15 protein-coding genes are annotated in these 18328 nt (G+C 46.2%); 9 read left to right on the forward strand and 6 right to left on the reverse strand.

The genetic code is table 11. The annotated features are described in order from the left end of the window. Both ACYVRH_RS05135 and ACYVRH_RS05140 read left to right on the forward strand, forming a co-directional pair. Positions 1 to 642 (forward strand): hypothetical protein (locus tag ACYVRH_RS05135; protein WP_461255857.1); only part of this gene is annotated, 642 nt, incomplete at its 5' end. Between the two features lie 42 nt (positions 643 to 684). Next, positions 685 to 1086 (forward strand): hypothetical protein, encoded by a 402-nt coding sequence (locus ACYVRH_RS05140; RefSeq protein WP_461255858.1) that lies wholly within the window; start codon positions 685 to 687, stop codon positions 1084 to 1086. 266 nt (positions 1087 to 1352) lie between these two features. Here the strand turns inward: ACYVRH_RS05140 and ACYVRH_RS05145 are convergent, their stop codons facing one another. After that, entirely contained in the window at positions 1353 to 1508 is a 156-nt protein-coding gene (locus tag ACYVRH_RS05145; RefSeq protein WP_461255859.1) for a hypothetical protein, read from the reverse strand. After that, positions 1498 to 1821, reverse strand: coding sequence for a nucleotidyltransferase domain-containing protein (locus ACYVRH_RS05150; RefSeq protein ID WP_461255860.1), 324 nt, complete (start codon positions 1819 to 1821; stop codon positions 1498 to 1500). Before ACYVRH_RS05150 ends, ACYVRH_RS05145 begins: the two co-directional genes overlap by 11 nt. A gap of 339 nt (positions 1822 to 2160) precedes the next feature. On the opposite strand from ACYVRH_RS05150, the gene ACYVRH_RS05155 reads away from it, so the two are divergent. Continuing rightward, positions 2161 to 3795, forward strand: a complete 1635-nt coding sequence (locus ACYVRH_RS05155; RefSeq protein WP_461255861.1) for an InlB B-repeat-containing protein — start codon at positions 2161 to 2163, stop codon at positions 3793 to 3795. Positions 3796 to 3869: 74 nt separating this feature from the next. On the opposite strand, the gene ACYVRH_RS05160 is transcribed toward ACYVRH_RS05155, so the two are convergent. Continuing rightward, positions 3870 to 4664 carry an AraC family transcriptional regulator gene (locus ACYVRH_RS05160; RefSeq protein WP_461255862.1) on the reverse strand — a complete coding sequence of 265 codons (795 nt, stop codon included), beginning with the start codon at positions 4662 to 4664 and terminating at the stop codon, positions 3870 to 3872. Between the two features lie 189 nt (positions 4665 to 4853). On the opposite strand from ACYVRH_RS05160, the gene ACYVRH_RS05165 reads away from it, so the two are divergent. Further along, the gene (locus tag ACYVRH_RS05165) at positions 4854 to 6590 is read left to right on the forward strand and encodes a glycoside hydrolase family 43 protein (protein WP_461255863.1); all 1737 of its coding nucleotides are present in this window, start codon (positions 4854 to 4856) and stop codon (positions 6588 to 6590) included. A gap of 12 nt (positions 6591 to 6602) precedes the next feature. Here the strand turns inward: ACYVRH_RS05165 and ACYVRH_RS05170 are convergent, their stop codons facing one another. Continuing rightward, on the reverse strand, positions 6603 to 8696 hold the full coding sequence (locus ACYVRH_RS05170) for a glucuronyl esterase domain-containing protein (RefSeq protein WP_461255864.1): 2094 nt from the start codon (positions 8694 to 8696) through the stop codon (positions 6603 to 6605). 237 nt (positions 8697 to 8933) lie between these two features. Between ACYVRH_RS05170 and ACYVRH_RS05175 the strand changes: the two genes are divergently transcribed. From ACYVRH_RS05175 to ACYVRH_RS05190, 4 genes are all read left to right on the forward strand, one after another. Beyond that, the gene (locus tag ACYVRH_RS05175) at positions 8934 to 10061 is read left to right on the forward strand and encodes an InlB B-repeat-containing protein (RefSeq protein ID WP_461255865.1); all 1128 of its coding nucleotides are present in this window, start codon (positions 8934 to 8936) and stop codon (positions 10059 to 10061) included. 96 nt (positions 10062 to 10157) lie between these two features. Further along, positions 10158 to 12704, forward strand: coding sequence for a glycoside hydrolase (locus ACYVRH_RS05180; protein ID WP_461255866.1), 2547 nt, complete (start codon positions 10158 to 10160; stop codon positions 12702 to 12704). 12 nt (positions 12705 to 12716) lie between these two features. Further along, on the forward strand, positions 12717 to 13898 hold the full coding sequence (locus ACYVRH_RS05185; RefSeq protein ID WP_461255867.1) for a hypothetical protein: 1182 nt from the start codon (positions 12717 to 12719) through the stop codon (positions 13896 to 13898). 11 nt (positions 13899 to 13909) lie between these two features. Next, positions 13910 to 16276, forward strand: a complete 2367-nt coding sequence (locus ACYVRH_RS05190) for a hypothetical protein (RefSeq protein ID WP_461255868.1) — start codon at positions 13910 to 13912, stop codon at positions 16274 to 16276. Positions 16277 to 16498: 222 nt separating this feature from the next. Here the strand turns inward: ACYVRH_RS05190 and ACYVRH_RS05195 are convergent, their stop codons facing one another. Together ACYVRH_RS05195 and ACYVRH_RS05200 are read right to left on the reverse strand one after the other, a co-directional pair. After that, entirely contained in the window at positions 16499 to 17164 is a 666-nt protein-coding gene (locus tag ACYVRH_RS05195; RefSeq protein ID WP_461255869.1) for a hypothetical protein, read from the reverse strand. Further along, on the reverse strand, positions 17164 to 17439 hold the full coding sequence (locus ACYVRH_RS05200; protein ID WP_461255870.1) for a DUF503 domain-containing protein: 276 nt from the start codon (positions 17437 to 17439) through the stop codon (positions 17164 to 17166). The genes ACYVRH_RS05195 and ACYVRH_RS05200 overlap by 1 nt, the downstream gene beginning before the upstream one ends. Positions 17440 to 17477: 38 nt before the next feature. Here ACYVRH_RS05200 and ACYVRH_RS05205 point away from each other — a divergent pair, with 38 nt between their 5' ends. Beyond that, positions 17478 to 18320 (forward strand): hypothetical protein, encoded by an 843-nt coding sequence (locus ACYVRH_RS05205; RefSeq protein WP_461255871.1) that lies wholly within the window; start codon positions 17478 to 17480, stop codon positions 18318 to 18320. Positions 18321 to 18328: the final 8 nt, after the last annotated feature.

Raw genomic sequence — 18328 nt, forward strand, 5'->3', positions numbered from 1 at the left:
TCAATTATGCCGACTCCTCAAAACTATTACACCACGATCAGTATGATGTTCAGGCGAATTTCAGACCGGGAGCGTGAAATACTCAATAATTATGCTGAAGCCGGGAAAAGGCTTTTTCTTCCTCCTTCGTTTCAAGGGCTTCCCCTACACGCCTTTTTTTATTTGTTATTGGCAAAGTTCCCTCAGCTAAAAAATAGAAGAGACGTTCTTATTACGGTAACTTTAATGCTGTGCGATATGGGAATTGCTGTAACGCAGTTGTGCCAGCGCCAAGGCGTCATCGGCACGTCTTTGCTCAATGGAGAACAAGCTAGTCTTGTGCTTGAGCCTGTTGCGCCTCAGTACGCTCACTTTCTTTCGGAGTTTCCCGAATTAGTGAAAAATTTACCCAAGGAAAAACGCCGGGAAAAATTCGAAATGGCAAAAAAAGACATTAAAGAGTATTTTGAAGATGAGATAAAAAATAATATTGACAGACGTTTATCACCTAATGAATTGATGACTCATCTTGATAATATAAAACCCCTTGTTGTAGACAATCCAGAACGGGAATTTTGCGCCTATTCGGTTCTTCCCAGAAGTTTATTCTTTGATTGTTCAGAGCTGTTTTTTCTAAAACTAAGAGAGAAAGTTGCTGTCTAATTATTTTTTATTTTATGATGCGCAAGGAAAAAGATAATTAATATGTATTGTGAATTCTCTGAAGTTTTTAAATTGGCTGATTCAAACGAAAAACCGCAATTTACGGCATGTGCGGCAGTTTTAGTATACAAGGAGATGTTTGCTTATAAATATATAACCGGGGAAATAAATAATGCCGATTTCAAAAAGTGCGAAAAGTTTAACGCCTACGATGTCCCCCAAAACTTTTCTAATTTTCCTTCCGGTTCCGGCCACTGTTCGCAACCAAGCTATTTAGTACTTTTGACCTTTGATTTGAAACCCGATTCTTGGTTATATGGACTGTTTGATGATGTCCGTTTTATTACTGATCCGCAGGATGTTAAAAAAAGAATACAAAAATGTAATTATAAATTTAAAATGTCCAAACTCTTACAAGAAAATCTGCCAAAAAGCGTCAGTTAGCAAAACCCTAAGCGGCGGCGTGACGTAAAAAGTGTCTGACACAACATCATAAACTTAAGGAAGAATATAACCACGGAGTACACGGAGTACCACGGAGTTTTGGTACGAAAATCTTATCTTCCTCCGTGTAACTCCTAGCTGTCCAACGGACAGCAGTACTCCGTGATAAAAATTCTTAAGTTTATGATGTTGTTTCTTATTCTTTCGTGTGGCTTGCCTGACCACCTGACCACTCTAGAGTGGTCAGGTGAATGATTAAATATTCTTTATTCTTTATTATTCTCGTCATTATTATATTTTTCAACAGCCTGCGAAATATGATAATATTCATTAGATTTATTTTTATTTATACTTAATAATTTAGCAGATTTTATATCTTCTTCCGCTATCCAAAACCATTCCGCTACTTCTTCAATTTCCATATATTAATATTCCTTTATTAACAATGGTTTTTTCAAAAGAACTATTCTCAAAATAATGATTAAATCTTTTTTCTTTTACTAAAAACAAATCACAATTTTTAATGTTTTTATTATACAAATATATCCCTATTTCCCCCATTGTATCAGTTATTTCTCTTTCAAAATTATCAGGAATTACCGCATATATATCTATATCACTTTTTTCATTTGGATTTCCATAAACATAAGAACCAAATAAATATATTTTTTTTGCAGAAACACTCCTTAATATTGCATTTTTTATTAATATAAGTTTTTCCTGAATATTTTCCATATTAATAAACCTCTCTTTTTATAATTTGCTTATATATTAGAAGCATACCCTTAATAATCCAATAAGCCATTTTACCACAAAATGAAACTCCGATCAAGAAACGGTTTTCAACCATTTTATCTAAAAAACGGCAAAAAACGCCAAAATCCAAGAGAATAGCCGATCAAAAGAGATTTAATAGAGAAGATCGCACAAAGCCCGTAACGGCTTCGCCACTTTATATGTCCCTTCATAATCTTCTTCCATATAAATACCTGCCGGATGAATATCTTTATATAACGTATAAACTTGACATTTAATTTTTTTTGTTACTATAATTGTAAAAGCGGGGGAAAAGAAATGAAAAAAATTATTTTAACATTATTAATACTAATTACCGTAATAGCCATGACAAACTGCGGCGGTTCAGAAGGCGGGAATGGGGATACAGGTCCCTTTACCGTAACTTTTGACAAGAACAATAACGACGCAGACGGCACAGAACCGGAGCCTAAGACCGCGATTTCAAATCCGTCCACTGGAAAGGTAGACTTGCCCTTTGAGCCGGAACGGTCAGGCTATACATTCAGGGGCTGGAACACAAAGTCCAACGGTTCAGGCGAGGCGTTTACATCCAATACTATAGTTACAGCTAACATTACGGTCTACGCCAAGTGGATAAAGTTCGGCGATCCCGATCTCATGGAAGACGGAACCATTTACGTTAAATATCCTAAGTTTACCGTAAGCGGCGGCGTTACGTACAACGCGGCTGATTACGTCTACAGATTATCGGGCGCGGAAGGCAATATGGACTACGTGTTCCCAACGAATGTGGGCAGTACCCACGCAAGCGCGCTTAATTACGACTACTTTATCGTATTAATCAGTATGCCCTCGGGCGAGAGCGGCGCGACCACCGGTATACGGCTAAGGCAGTATAATAGTACAACGGCTTATGGCGGTAACTACCAGACGAATAAAATGCCCTGGTTGAGCAATGCAGACGGAAAAAATATACTTCTTGAAGTTAGCGGCAGGGGCAGTACAAATGGTTTTAGAATTTATGTCCCTACCGATACCGCCGTTGAAAGATTACAGGTCGATTCCATTACTTTCTATAAAGCGCCCAGGTATACGGTAACGTTCGACCCAAATTATTCGGGCGCGTCCGCGATAACTGTGCCTAACGTATGGGGAAAAGACGATAACCATCCCGGCTACGGCGTAGGTACGGCATGGCCTAGTAGCCCGGTCAACCCGCCTAAGTTTTTCTTGGGCTGGTATAAAAACAATGATTTGTATACAGCCGACACCATCATAACGGAAGACGTAACTTTAACGGCTAAATGGTCGGATACGGAACCTGTCGGGTGGATGGAAAAAATTTCCAACACCAGCACTTGCGCCCCCCTATACGGATTTTCCATCTCCAGCGGCACGTTAGGCGATTATGACCGCGTTACCTTCAAGCTGAAAGCGGACGGCGATACTCTTTCAGGACGTTTAAGGGCGTGGGGCGCTTTCCCGACAAGCATATACGCTGAATCTAATTTCCCATTATCAACAACAGGGATTCAAAGTATTTATAATGCGGCAGCCGGTCTTTTGCTTACAAACACTAATGGAGCGTCAACTCCCTCCGGCGTAACCGACGGCATGACGCTGGCCTCGGAAGACGGTTGGAGGGAATATACCCTTGATCTGAAAGGAGGCAGGGACGCGGCTTACGGCACGGCAAGCGGACTGCCCGGCAAATGGGAAGATACGGCGACCGGCGTTATACTGCTTGCGATAGGGATTGTTCCAGGCGCCGGCCAAAGCGGCGTAATCTCGTACTTTATTAAAGACATCGCGCTTAAAAATGGCGGCGGCCAATCTGTCGAGGCGTTAAAGCCAAACGATAGCGCCCTGTGGAACGGCAAAGGCGCGTCAGCTTTTGTCCAACAAAGCGGCTCCGGCCCCACAACCCGTCAGATTATGTTTCCGGATTGATTGCTTTGAGCAAGAATAATGGCGGATAGCGTCTTTACAACGGTTCCGGGCATATAGGGCGTAAACGGAATAAACTAGAATTTTCCCGGAATACAGTGCGAGGGGGGAAATCCCATAATCTGCTTGAATTGTTTGTTGAAATGTGAAATGTCGGAAAAACCGCATGATTCCGAGACGTCATTTACCTTGTATTTTCCCAATTTAAGCATATATTCGGCGTGTTTTACGCGGGTCTGTAACAGGTATTGATTGAAACTCTTCCCCATCGTCTGCCGAAACAAAACGCCGAAGTAGGTTGGATGCAAACGTACCATTTCCGCCATCATTTTGATTGTGATATGTTCGGAGTAATGCATGTTTATATAACTGGTTACTTTGGAGATACGGTGATCTCCTGTGTATAAACTTGTTTTGTATACGACAATTTCCAAAAAGCGATAGAGTATTTGCAAAAAAAGGCCGTTGGATTTTATGTTATAACCGGGCTGTTTGTTCACATAGGCAGAAAATAATTCGTGAAACAGGTGAATAATGTCTTCATGGCAGCCCGGATGAGATTTAGACGGCAAGGGAGGAGGCAATTCCTGATTGCCGATGGTTTTTAGTTTGAAATCCACCGAAAAACATTGCATCAGACGGTCGGGAAAAGTAATTGCCTTGCGGACGCAGCCTTCAGGCAGAACCAGCAAATCACCCTGTTGCAGTTCTATTTCTTCACCGTCAACCGTGTAACACGCCGCGCCCTGAATAATATATGTCAGGTTAATGCCCCCCAGCGTGTTCTCCTCCATTTCCCATGAAGGCGTGCATCTTCTGAAAATAATATAACCAATAAACGGATGCATATCATCATTAATTAAAACGGACATTTATCCTCCATAGCTTATATTATCATGTTTTTAGAAATATTATAATTCATATTAATTATTGACAACTGTATGTAATTTTTACATTCCGCTCAAAAAAAAACAATATAGAATAAATAAATTGGAACGCGGCAGGAATGGTTAATATTAAATCTATAACGATTTATTAATATATTATTTTAAGGAGTTTTTATGAAAAACAGAAAGACGTTTTTTAAGGTACTGACGGGCGTGGCAGCCGTCCTTGTTTTGTCCCTTGCGCTGGCCAACTGTTCAAATGGCGGTGATTCCGGCGGCGGTGTTGTTGAAGAAAAATACGGGGAATTGTTTGATACGGCAAACGGCTTCCCCGACGCCCTTTCCAATTCCTGGAAAATCTGGGGGCACCGCAACGCGCTAATCACCCAGGGTTTTGGAGCCGACCCCTCTGTAATGGTGTACAATGACCGCGTCTACGTGTATGCCAGCAACGACAGCCTTATAACGCCGCAAATGGCGGATCCGGCTGATACCAGTACGGACAAGATACGGCGTAATGTCGGCTACAACGCGGGCATTCACGGTTTGCGCGTTATATCTTCCGGTGATTTGGCAAACTGGACCGATCACGGTCTGATTAACGTCGGCGGTTTACCGCAGTGGAATAACCCGTTGTACCTTCCCATGCCGCCGGCGGTAACGTCTTATCAGTCAAGGTCATGGGCGCCGTCCACTGTTAAGAAAACAATTGACGGTGTGGACAAATTCTTTATTTACTTTGGCAACAGCGGAAACGGCATCGGCGTAATAAGCGGGGACAGCCCTATTGGCCCCTGGACGTCCCCCCTTAACAAGCTCCTGATCGACCGCGAAACGCCAAACTGCGCCTCGGTAAATACTCTGTTTGATCCGGGCGTTATGGTGGACGACGACGGTAAGGGGTATATGTTCTTCGGCGGCGGTTCCGGCGACGGCAACGGGCGGCGCGTCCAACTGGGCGATGATATGGCAAGCCTTGCGGGCGATCCTGAAACATTTAACGTGCCGTGTTTGTTTGAAGACAACGAAATCGTAAAAATCAACGGTAAATATTATTACTCGTACGTTACCAACGGGGGAGGAAACTCATTTGGCCTGTTAAACGCACAGATTGCCTATATGACCAGTGATGAGCCTCTGGGAACTTACAGCGATCCAAAGGGGATTATGGCCTCGCCGCAAAGCCAGTTATTTACTTCGGATGAAAACAACCACCACTGTATTTTCACTTTCAAAGGCGGTTGGTACATAGCGTACCACGCCTCAAGGGTGGCTCAGGCCGTGGGGTTGGGCAGATACCGGAGCTCTCAGATTGACAGGGTAAACATTAATTCTCAAGGGGTAATTTCCACAATAACCATGACAAAGGTCGGGGTTCCGCAAAAGGGGCTATTTGACCCTTATGTTCTCAACGAAGCTGAAACAATCGGTATTCAGGGCGGAATTTTTACCCGGCCTGTTTCCGATGCGGGTAACGGCATGGTGGTAACATCAATTGATTCAGGCGACTGGGTCGCCCTTTACGGCGTCGATTTTGGCGGCGGCGCCAAAAAATTCAAAGCAAAGATAAGGATGCCGGACACGCCGGAAGATTATGTCGGCGCGATAGAATTACGGATCGATCCTGCCGGTGACGGAGTAACGGGGAATAACGGCAACCTTGACTCCGGTAAAACTACCACTATCAAAGGCGGCGAAGTAATTGGCCGCGTCAAGTTTGAAGGAGGGAGCGGCCAATTCCAAACGGCGGAAATTGACCTGTATAAAACCGTTACCGGCGAACACAATTTAGTTTTTGTGTTCTACAGCAGTCTGGGAGCAAGGCCGATAACGCCCGGCGTTAACGGCAATCTTATGGAAAGCCAGCACAAGGACGGCTTTGAATTTGACCAGTGGCAGTTTATAAAGTGAGGAATTGCGCCTTTACAACTGTTCCGGGCTGTCCAAAAGTCCCCTTGTGTCCACAGCTTTAACCTTGACCGGATTTTCCCGCATCAGCCGCACGCGCTCCGCAATAGTGGGGTGTCCCGGCCGTCCCCAGTCCATGCGGTTGAAATCCCAACGGTAGCGCGGGTCGTCTGCGGGGAAGGGCGGAGTGCGGAATTTTGCGTCAGGTTGAAGATTTGAGTAAATCGCCGTTGTTAATTCATATTCATCAACGTCCTGATAAGCTTGATGTCCGTGCTCAATGTCGTACAGTTTAATAGCGTTACGCCAAATAATGGAAGGATCGTTCAATTTTTCCGCGAACATTTGGTAAACCTCGTCAACCATTAGCCAGTTTGCCCATTGCCCTTCGGGGTTGTTGCGCATGGTATTGTAGCCGTCCTCGAAGTAGACGACACGGGGGGCGATAAGGGCTGAAATAAAATGCGCGTCAAAAGGCATGGTGCAAACAACGCCGCCTGAGTTCTGATCCAAAAGCGCCCCCGAATGAAGATCCCTTAAACTGCCAAAACGTCCGCTGAACCAGCCGGGCACTTCGCCCCGCGCCTGGGATAAAACCTGTATTCTGCCCCAACTGTTGGGCGGGCCTGGATTTTTTGTTTCGCCGTCTCCTTCGCCGTACTCGAGTGAGCCTACGGGGATTCCGGGAGTGGAGGCGTTCCAGCCCCGTACCACTTCGCGGTTGACGCTGCCGGCGGCGGGCGTATCGGTAAGATTTCTCATGTACCACGTTATGCCGGTGTATTGGTTTGAAGTGTTAATGCCGTCTCCGTCAACGGGCAGAGGGTCTTCGGTGTGGCTTTTGTAGCCCATCTGGTTAATCCAACGGTCAATGGCGGGGCCGCCCGAACCGGCTGAACCGATAAACGTCTGGCCAATACGGTTTCCGCCCCTGCTTTCCGCAAACGCGCCAATGCACATCGCCGCTTTGCCCCAACGGGAAAAACCGTATATCCCCACTTTGGAAGGATCGTAATAGCCGCCCAAGCCGCCCTGTTCAATGACGGTAAGAATCACGCTCATAGCCCACGCGTATTCCATATTAACCGAAGGCGTATCCGACGAGGAGAGGCTTAACCCGTACAATGCCACGCAGGTTCCGCTACGGTCGTTTTCAGCGCCGCCCCATGTTGTTTGGAAAACAGCTCTGCCCCAGCCGTTACGCGCCGCCGGCGGCATACCTACGCCAAACAGCAGTATTTTATCCCGCGCGCCTTCGCCAGCCCCTGCCGGAGGAGTGTGGACTATAGAAATATTCGCCGTTTTGCCGTTCGCAAGATTCTTTAGGCTTATATCGCATTGATTGTTTCCGTTAACTACCCTGTCCCTCCAAATAATGTTTAATACGTCAGAATCAATCGAGGGCATCCGCCCGTGCATATAATATTGAAGGATGTTAAAAATCTCAGACCGGCGGTTTTCCCAATCGGCAAGAGTTTCCACTTTATTGCCGTTGGCAAAGTGGAACAAATCGGGGTATTTGTGGTTATGCCCCTTCGTGTTCCAGTAAGTTACAGGGGCGTTCGCGTTAATATCGTCGTAGGTTAAAATGCCGTACTCGGGCGCGTTGGGGAATATGCGGTGTTCCGCGTTGTAAGGATCGGATGCCCATGCCGCGTCTTTTACGCCGTAGCCTTCGTTGCTGTTTTCTACGGTTACTTTTATTTTATAGTAGGAAACTTCCTCGTTGCCTTGAGCGGTAACTTTTATCCATAAGATTGATCCGTTAGGCAAACTGTCGGGGCGCGCCGAGGCAAAATTATTTGGCTTCGCGCCTACGGCGTACTGTATAGCCGCGTTACCTGCATGAATAATAGAAAATTTTGGGTTGTGAACAACACTATCAGCCCAAGGCCCCTTAATTGTAACGGAGCCTTCGTCCGCTCCCTCAGTCGTCGTCCAGGGATTGCCAAGAGTAACGGGGAATTGCGCGATTTTCAGGGAACTGATCATCGCGCCGCCTTGTTCGCCGCTGATAACATGATTATCATTATTTTCATTACATACGGAAAGAAGCAATACGGCCGCAGTCAAAAACAGGGCAAAGCCCGTTTGCATAATTTTCTTCATAAAAAAATCTCCTCAAATAAATCTAATTTACGTGAAATTCAGTATACACTCCTTTGTTACAAAAATTAAAGTTTTTAAAAAACTAATATCGAATTTATACCTAAATTCAGTAGTTTTTATATGTTTTTCCCGACTAAACAGTGATACATATTATCAATAAAGAATACAAATACGCGTTGCGCATTAATCCAAGGAAATTGCCAAAGACAGTATTCTAAATTTTTTTTGGAGGAAGAAATGAAAAAATTAATGGTTTTATTTTTAGTTCTGCTTACCGCATTTACTTTTATTATGGTAGGTTGCGGAGGCGATAGCGGCTCCGAAACTCCACCAGAGACTAAAGAAGAGTACACGGTCAGGTTTTTCACCAATGGGGGAACCACTATTAATAACATTAAAGTACAGGAAGGCGGTAAAGTAACCAGAGAGCAGGCGCGGACGACAAGACAATACTACTCTGTAGAAAACTGGTATGAGGACGACAAATTTACTAAGTTGTGGGATTTTGACACCAGCACCGTTACAAAAAACACCAGCTTGTACGCAAAATGGAAACACGATCCCGATCCTGAACCTGATCCTGATAATGTTGTTAGAGCTGAAAAAGTTACTCTGGTGAACGCGTGGTATGTAGTGTACCAGATTGTTATTCCTCCCGGGAAATCCTGGAGTGATTATAAAGAACTTACAGCGTCTTATATGCTGGGGCAGATGTATATAGATGAGGGAGTCGGGCGCGGAATGAGGTTAATGGGCCCGTACAAGGGAGAAGATTTCACATTATGTACGACTTCTGGCGCCAGAGACCCTGCTGATGATGGGATAAGGGTGGCGGCTGCAGATTACAATAACGAAAAGAACGCTGCCTATATTCTGGATAACAGTTACGGCACCAGTCCCTGGGGTGGCAGTGATGTAGGGTCCCTTAAAAGTTGTTTAAACAGTGCCGTGGGTGCTGACCCTGTTGCTGAAGAGTGGTTTCCCGTCAAATATATTATTGACGGCACTAAAAAACATAATGATTATAAAGCGGATAATTTGCCCCCTACACAGAATACCTTATATTTTGGCCTAGGGTTGCCCGGCCAGGGGCCAGCAACCGCTCAAACAAGCCAGGAAAATATCTTCTATGTGAGGGATGTAACTCTGGTAGGGTATGAAGAAGCTGACAACATAATCGGGAAGCCGGTGTCTTTCAGATATCAAGGCAACGAGTATCCGGCATATACCGGGTATCCCCATGTGGATGCCACCTTTGGTACAAAAGAAGTAAAACGGGAAATATGCGATCCTAATACTCTGCAAAAGGTAGTCGTGGATGTAACATGGGACCCCATAATTAAAGGCGACGTAGACCACGATTAATAATAAAGCTAGAGGGTATTCTCCCGAATGCCCTCTTTTTTTCTATAATGCCCCTTGGCAAAGCACCGGGGGGTTTTCTAAACTAAGGAGTTTTACATGAAAGTAAAGACAATGGCGATTATCGGTATTCTGTTGGCAGCCGTGTTTGCCTCATGCCAGTTGGGCGGCGCGGAAGACCCGGCGAAGAATCTGACGCAGCCATATATCAGCGTACAGCCGGAAAGCAGATCTTTTTATACTGATAATTATGCCCCCTACGAATTAAAAGTAGATATTTTGGAATGGAATAACAATGACGGCTCTCTAACTTATCAGTGGTACAAATTTGAAGATATAGACGATTATTGCGCTAACGGAGGCACGCCCGCCACCGGCCCCGGCGCGACCACCAAAAGTTACACCCCTACGGATATTACTCCGGAAGCGGGGAAGCAATATTATTTTTATATCTTGGTTACCAATACCAAGAGCAACGCGCTGGATACCCCCACAGCTACAATACAAAGCGAAGTGGCAACCATCTCGTTCAGCCAGCCCGGAAACTACCCGTTATTTCCCATTATAGCGCGTCATCCCGCCAACGCCAGTTACGGCTGGGGACGTTCCTTAAATGCGGTTAGAGTAGAAGCAAAATTGCAGAAAGTAGGCGAAGGCGATACCGCTACGACGCTTGGCACCCTGACCTACCAGTGGTATTCAAATACTGAAAGAAAAATCGAAGGCGGAACTCCGATACAAGGCGCGGATAAAGCCAGTTTTATACCCGGTTACGATAATCTGGTCATGAATAATAATTATTATTATGTAAAGGTTACCAATACGCTTTCAAGCAGGACTGCGGTTTCCTATAGTATTCCGGCAATCATAGAAATGAAACCGGGACTGAAAGCCGGCGCACCCCGTATAACTCAGCAGCCGGTAGACCGCATCTTCTTTGCGGGCGACACTCCCTTACTAAGGGTAGAAGCGGAATCTCCTGATATGGGGGATTTAAGCTTCCAGTGGTATTCAAGTCCCACTCCTGCGGCAAAAAATGACGATTACATGAATTGGAATCTCATTACCAACGCAACAGATAAAACTTACCCTCCCACAGGGTCCGGCACATCCTATTATTATGTGAAAGTTACCAATACGAATGAAAATGTAAGGGGGGATCACACTGCGGAGCTTATCAGCAAAGCGGTCAAAGTGCGCTTTGCGAGTGCTGCCGGGGATATACCGACTAACGCGACAATCACTATTCCTGACCCAAAAAATTCCGCCAACTTAAGGCAATATGTCCGAGGCTACGGCGGCATGGATGTCGCATGGGAAAGTTTCCCCCGTACTGACCCGGCGGATACCGAGTTAATGTATGATCCGGACAGGCTAGGGTACAACATGCTCAGGATTATGATAACGCCCGATAACATCGACATTAAAAAAACTCTGGAAGATTTGGTTGCCTCGTACAGGCCGGCTTACTTTGAAAACGTCAAAATCGTCAACAAATACGGCGGTTATGTTGCGGCATCCCCCTGGACTCCTCCCAAAGAATGGAAGAGCAACAATTCAAAAAACGGCGGCGGCAATCTGATACCGACATACTACCGGCTTTTTGCCACGTATTTGCGGAACTTTTGCCAGATTATGTACGACAACGGCGCGCCGATTTATTGCGTTTCCATTTCCAACGAGCCGAACTATGTCGCCGGTTATGACGGCTGCGAATGGTCGCCGGAAGAAATGAGGGACTTTTGGCTGGAAGTGGGGCATTTTACGGACGGCGTGCGCGGTTACGGCGGCGGCAAGGAAATTCCCTATGTGCTGACCATGAACGGCGAATCGGCAAATACCCCGTATATCAACAACGCCGCGCTGCTGAATCCACGGTCAAAGGCGGTAATCGACCTGCTTGCCCGCCATATCTACGGAGAGCGCACCAGAAGCCTCTGGAATGATTATCCCCAAAATATAACAAGGGCGGACGGCAGTAAAATGGAAGTCTGGATGACCGAGCATAACATCAACAGCGCCAACGCCACAGGGTACTACAACGATTCAACATGGAACTATGTATGGCGTTTCCTGAACGACGTAGACCTTGTTATGCGCATAAACAATGAGAACGCGTTTGTCTGGTGGGCAAGCAAGCGTTTCTACAGCATGGTCGGAGACGGGCAGTTTGGCACGACCGAACACGCGCCGTTACCGCGCGGCTGGGCGTTGGCCCACTATGCCCGGTATACCATTGATACGACGCGGATTCATTTACAGAGCGCCAATATAACCGGCACGTTTAAGGACGGGACTGATATTGGTTTGATAGAACGGAAAGATTCAAAGGTAAACGACCCCACCGATAACATGGACAACGAATCGGTGCGCATTACCGCGTATGTGTCGCAGGACGGCAACGCGATAAGCATGGTCATGTGGACTCCGACCAAAACCAACAATACAGGCGGCTACGACATGGGAGATATCAAAATAAATTTACCTGATGGATTTTTGATAAACGGTGTAACAGCCCATAAGTCATGGGGCGACAGGACCAATGAGATATTCCAGCCCTATGATGTAAACGTCAGCGCGGACAGAAAGTCGGCGTTTGTAACGCTGAACCGCGGTGAAATACTGTCGGTAAAATTTACCAAATAGGAGAGCTTAACAATGAAGAATAAAACGACGTTAGGCGTTCCGATTACGGCGCCGCTTGCCGTGATTTTGGGCATCGCATTATGCGCCACGGCTTTTGGACAGGAAATAAAATTTTCCGGCGAGGCAAAAAGCGGCATTTATTGGGAACAGATACAGCAGGAAGGCAAGGACCCAGAGGCCAAAGTTGACATGAAGAGCACAGATGACGCGGGCAGTGGGCGGGGCCGTTACCGGCTCAATATTGAGTATGACAACGGCAATGGTTTTGGCATGAAGACCCGCATGAACTGGGAAACCTGGACCGATGGCTATCCCCAATGGTCCTATGCCTTTGGTTACGGAAACTTTTTTGAAAATCAGATGACTGTATCGGTTGGCAAACTGGGCAGTTCCCCCTGGGGAACCGGCGGACCGGAAATGTGGAAGGAACTGGAAGCGGCATCCGGCGGCGGCATGAGGACGGAATGGAAACCGGTGTTTCTTCCCGGTTTGAACGCGGGGTTTGTACTGAGTTATTTTAACAGCGACCGCGATCAGGGCTGGGATATCAACAAACCGCTTTCACTGTTCAACATCCTGCGGGAGTCGGTTATCGGCATTTCCTATACCCACGATCTGTTTCTTGTCCGTGCGGCCTACCGCTTTGACGATGAATTTGACGCAACACAGGAAAATAAGAACCGGGGCGGCATGGGTGAAGATGAGTTGGTATACCGCATTGAAGAGCGGGTTTTAAAAAATTATCTGCCCGGTTTTCAGATTTGGGCGCTGGGCTATTGGTTTGGCGTAACCTCAGATTACGAGGAGATGAAACTGTTCCAGAACTGGCTTTTTGTCCAGTATGCGCCGGATCAGTTTACCGCACAGATACGCTTTGGGTACGATTACATTTCAAGCCGCAGTGATTTTTATGTCAAACCAAGTTTTTATTGGAATTTTTTTAATAAACTGTTGAGCGTCGGCGCATCTTTCCAATATTGCCAGGATTTTGGAGAAGGCAAGATATATGAAGGTTCTCCGTACCGGTACATAGAAGTGGAACCAAAAATACAGTTGAACTTTACGTCTTCGTATATCGCCTTTGCTTATAATTTCAAGCAGGAATATATGCATCCCTGGTCGGGATTGAATCCAGGGAAAGACCCGCTTAAACAGACGCAGTGGCTGAACTTGCGATTCTGCATTTATTTTTAGGAGGAACAAGAATGAAATCAAAAATCAGATTAATGGCGATACTGCTTATAGTAACGGCATTTGCCTTTTTCTTTACTACCTGCGTAGACCAGACTGTAAGGGCGATAGGAACCGAAGCGAATCTGTTATCGTTCAAGATAGTATCAGGTAATGTACCGGACACCGCTACAAAAGTCGCGTTGCCCATTCCGGCCAGTACAATGGAAAAAGAGGATTTATCCGCGTCCGATCTGTATGGATCGGATTATGACCAGCCGGATACTACAATTGGCTGGGTGAATATCAGGGTAAGGGATAAGGACACCGGCAAAATAACCGGACGCATCCAGCCGTCTGTAAGCACAGGCGCTCACGCGGAATGGGGCGTTGCGACACGCAGTACCGCTCCAGACAGGTATTATGATACGCGGGTGCCTGCAGATTTGGACAGCGATGAATACATCTACATTAAGGTTACGTCAGAGGACGGGCTTGTTACAAACTATTTCCGTTTCCTAGCCAAACTGCTCAGTTGGACTACCAACCTGCAATATATAACCATTGGCGCGCGCGAAGGCAAAGCGGGGGCCGATATACATGGCCACAGTACCGGCGGCAGCGTGTGGGACGATCCGTTGATACAGGAATGTTCTCTTTCCATCGCCCAAAGAGAGGGGCAGAACGCCCTTGTCGAAGCGACGTTGTTCGATCCTAACGCGACGGCTAAGTATGCGGTAGTTGACAGGGACGACGTGGAACCAAAGAATTTCACCCCGTCCAATCAACGGATAACTATCAACGACGGGAATTTTTTGTATGTTGAGGTAACTGCGGAAAATCAATTTGATAAAGAATATTTTAGATTCAAGGTAAGCGTCGGCCGTATAGTTGACATTGCTTCCCTGAAATTCGGTATTGTCTCCGAAGACGCCGAGACAGACATTCAGGTTTACAGCGTAGGTCTGCCCAATGAAGACTGGACTAAAGTCGGTATCGGCGGATATGAAACCGCCAATCAGCCGCTTACCGGCTTTTATATAAAACTGAAGCCCGATGACGAAGATTCTAAAATAGTGTATGGAAAAATAAGCAGCGACACTGCCGGCCAACCGACGTATACCGCCGATAATACCCCTACCAAGATACGTTTGGACGGGCAGGAGGCTCTTGCCATTAAAGTAACGTCCGCAAATAATGCCGTTACCCAGTACTACAAAGTAAGAATTACCAATTTGGCGGCAACCATTGTAAAGCACCCCAAAGCCGCGTGGTATTATCAAGGAACTCCCGCCGTTCCTTTAACAATTGAATTGAGCCCGCCGGATACTGGACAGTACACGTATCAGTGGCATGAGGCGGACTCGTGGTACGGCTTATACGGCAGGCACGGCACTCCCCTTGATGAGAAAAACAACCTTACCACCGTGAACGGCGGACCGGGACAGTATTTCTATCAGGTACAGCCTGGGGAATTTCCATATAACGAAGGCGGGGCCGCCGCCGGAGGAAAGATAGGAGCGGGTTCGGTATTGTTGGACAGTGACAACTGGGTGGACAGAGACAAGGGAGGAGAACCGATGGCATGGGATATAGTAGGCGCGACAGGCCCCACCTATACCCCGCGTACCGACTGGATAGACAACACGGCGAATATGCTGGCGAATAATGAGTTTTATGGCGGCATTAAAGAGCAAAATAAAACATATCCCATAGACCCGGAGCCTCCGTTGGTGAATTTCCTTTCAGGCGCTACCTGCGAATCCCGCTACTACTGGGTAACAGTTACCAATAGAGATACTGGCTTAACCGTTACCAGCAAACGCGCTTTGATTTTAACGGAGACTGACCCGACTGCGGAGCACTTTATATTTGATCTGTCCATTTTGCCTAGTAGAAATGTGATTCCGTTTACCAAGCAGGACAGGAACGATCCGTATAAGATCGACCTGAAGGAATACTGGCAAAAGGCGATAGCGGACGGGATAATTCCGCCGAACTGGGACCCAAGCAAATATCAGATTTGCATAGCTCATGGACGGTACATCCTGCCGGACGGACGTGATTGGACGCAGAACTGGACGCACGCGTGGTTAAGGTTTGGCATGGATGACGGTTCTTTAACATGGTGGCACGAAAATCTTGGCGCCAACGGCGGTTCAATTCCGCTCCAGTCTCCGCACTCCGCCTCAGGCGGCTTGACAGAAAGACCCGATTGGATAGGTTTCTGCCCGTCAGGAGACCCCGCCAAAGGATTGCCGGCGCCCGTTCCTTTGACTGGCAAACTGCCCAAAGGGATTTACTCTATGAACGCGACTGACCCGTATCCCGCCGGCGTAGCCCAAGGCTACTTCGCAGGTTTTGTTGAGTTGCTGGAAGTCCGTTTCGCGACAGGCAAATAAATAAAAATGGAATACCCTCATAAGTTGGGGGTATTCCATAATTTTTATAACAGCAAAAGCATTTAAATAAACCTCAATGTTTTACAGAAGTGAAGATACGCGTTCCCCTTACGGCTGACGGCGACGAACTGCAAACGATTATCGTCAGACTGGCGGCGGTGTTATGACCATAGATCTCAGCATAGCAAGGATTGTTCGTGGTTAAATTCTTATCCTATTAATCTACCAAGTAACCCTAAACCCCAGCCCGTTCTTAATATCCAATAAATCCAAAATACCGATAGAATACGAAACCAATTTCCCTGAAAGAACCGTCTTCGCCGACGGTTGGGCTGGGACAACATTGCCCTTACCGTCTGTGACAGCTAACGTTGAATTTCCCTGTCCGCTGAAACTTACGGAAAAATTATAACCGTCCATAAATACGCGCATCATGTCCATCAAATCTTCGTCATAGGTTGAGTCATCTATAGAATCACCAATAAAAATAAGATCGAGTTTTCCCGACTGCCCTTGCCTGTTTATCGAGGCCTTTTCTCCAAAAGAATCAAGCAGTAAAAGAAGCGAATGTTCGTCTTTATAATCAACCGCTACCTTTATGACAGAATCCTGTTTATCTTCGGCATCTGAATAAGAAGTAAGTTTCGCGCCCGGAATCCTATTGATCGTTCTTTCCCAATCCGCTCTACCTAAGGGAACGGGCGGCATTGTATCATTGCCGTCAAGGGCGCCAAGGTTAATCATTTTTGATATCCGGTATTCCATTGTTAATTGGCCGGAGCCGTTTTTATTCATCTTGATATTCAAAGATAAACCGATGCATGAGTTAAGCGTTAAAAGTAAAATAAAAATAGACGTAAGATAAATCGCACCATGTTTGTTTTTCATTAAAATTCCTCCGAATGTATTTTAATGTCCTGTATGCGGACATTAGTTTCTTTTTCAATCATGTCAAACGCTTTTTGAAGAACCGCCTCGCCGAAAGTTTTGGAGTTGGAAACAAGAGCGCCGCCGATTTGCGCGAAAGAAAGCGAGTCGTTAAGATCAACTTCCGCCGCGCTTAAATGATAACGCTTTTTCATCTTTTCCAGTACGGATTTAATTACCCGCCGTTTCTCCTTGATATTGGCAATATCGGGAATCTCAAAAATTATCTGTATCATCGAAACAATCATTAAAATATAGGTTATTATATCTTAAAATGAATTTTTTGCGAAGGGCTATTATCGTCATTCTCATTTTTATTCCGTTTTACATATTTGCTCAAGAAGAAGCCGCGTCGGAAATAGACATGGACGATTTAAGGCGCAGAATTACGGGGGAGGCGCGGCAGGAGCTTATGGGCGTTTCGCTTGGCAGTTCCGACGTTTCCCTCTTTGCGGCAGGTTCATGGAAAGGCGATTTGCAGTTTAATTTCGGCCTTTCCAATTCAGATTTGGGCATTGGTTTCGCCTCGCCCCAATCGCCGCTTTTATACCAACAGGAGGTCGATTTAACGCTTTCCCTGTGGATCAACAACAGGTGGTTTGTGGAGGCGAATTTTGTTGACGATTCCGCTCAAAACACATACCGCGCAGGCTACCAGGGAAAGCCGGGTGAATTTCTGCAATACGCCGGTGTAGGCAACGCGGGTCTTGATTTCCCCGTTTTTCCGTACCTTGATCTTGGCGGCGACTCTCCTTCTTCGTTTGGTTTTTATGGCCGTTTTGGAGCGAACAATATTGGCATACATACGCTGGTTAGATATGATGCGGCTTCAAGGGAAGAGAGAACATTTTCAGGGGACAGGGAGAGGACTTACAGCGATTTACAGCCGCAAAATACCCTGCGCGGAATTTCATTTGTTTTGCCTGATACCGATATAAACCCCGATATAACAATTTACATTGAAGACGATAAAGGCGCTCTGCGCGATTCAACGGGGAGGCGTTGGCGGCTTGTCCAGCAAAGCGAGTACGCGTTTTCAAGAATGCAAGGTCTTTTGGAGTTGAGCATAAGGCCGACGGGAATGATAGCTGTCTCTTATTCCAAAGGGGGGGAATAATAACCCCT

Source organism: Treponema sp. R80B11-R83G3, from assembly GCF_054786115.1.